General features: G+C 52.4%; 1 protein-coding gene. It reads right to left on the bottom strand.

The features are described from left to right. Positions 1-268 precede the first annotated feature (268 nt). On the bottom strand, positions 269-743 hold a 475-nt coding region (locus tag ACOCD2_RS23700; RefSeq protein WP_419626262.1), incomplete at its 5' end, for an ISL3 family transposase.

Below are 743 nucleotides of genomic sequence, written 5' to 3'. Positions count from 1 at the left end.
TTGCTAAAACCAAAATCCCCAGATAGAGGCAGCCAACCCCGTCAAGGTGGGGGTCTGCGCGCCTCAGGGGGGCAAACACACCATGATTTTGGCTGGTCTTAATGCGTAGATAACGAGGTAGGAGCAAGCAGAACCTCAATAACGGTGTAAAACGCCTGTTTCGAGACCTTTCAGCAGGATGATGCTGTTTCTAGACGCACCTCTCCTGTAAGGGCTGATTGATTGAGCATGAAAAGACCTGTAGATCGTATCAAGGCTCTTCGACGTTTCATGTGGATTTGAGAATAGAACCCGCCAGGCTGGCAATCATATAAATCATGGTAATGAAGGTTTTCGTGTTTCGGTAACCACGGGTTCTTGCCCTGACTGCCTGAAATAGACTGTTCAAGCCCTCCATGCGGGCATTCGTATAGATGGATGTCCATCGACGAACTACACGTTCGGCGTGCTTTTCCAGGGTCGCCAACGCCTTGCGGACAGGCTCCAGAAGTGGGCTTTCACCAACCAACTCACGGGCATAGCCAATGAATCGAGTAATCCGCCATTTGGCCGCCCGTGGCGTCTTTGCCAGACGAATCCAGCGCAGCCGCTCTTTGACACGCCACGCCGTTGCCGTATCCAAGCCTTGGTCCAGCAGTTCCGCCAATGCCTTGAGCTGGTTTGTTGTTAGATGATCCACATCCCCGCGTTTCAGGATACTCCACCGCAGGTGTTTCGGTAGCGGTTTAATTCGGTCTTCCTGC

The sequence above is a fragment of the Thiolapillus sp. genome (genome assembly GCF_048562965.1).
GTDB classification, from domain to species: domain Bacteria; phylum Pseudomonadota; class Gammaproteobacteria; order Chromatiales; family Chromatiaceae; genus Thiolapillus; species Thiolapillus brandeum_A.
Note: the sequence above shows the minus strand (reverse complement) of the source record. Positions and strands in the feature narration are given on the sequence as shown.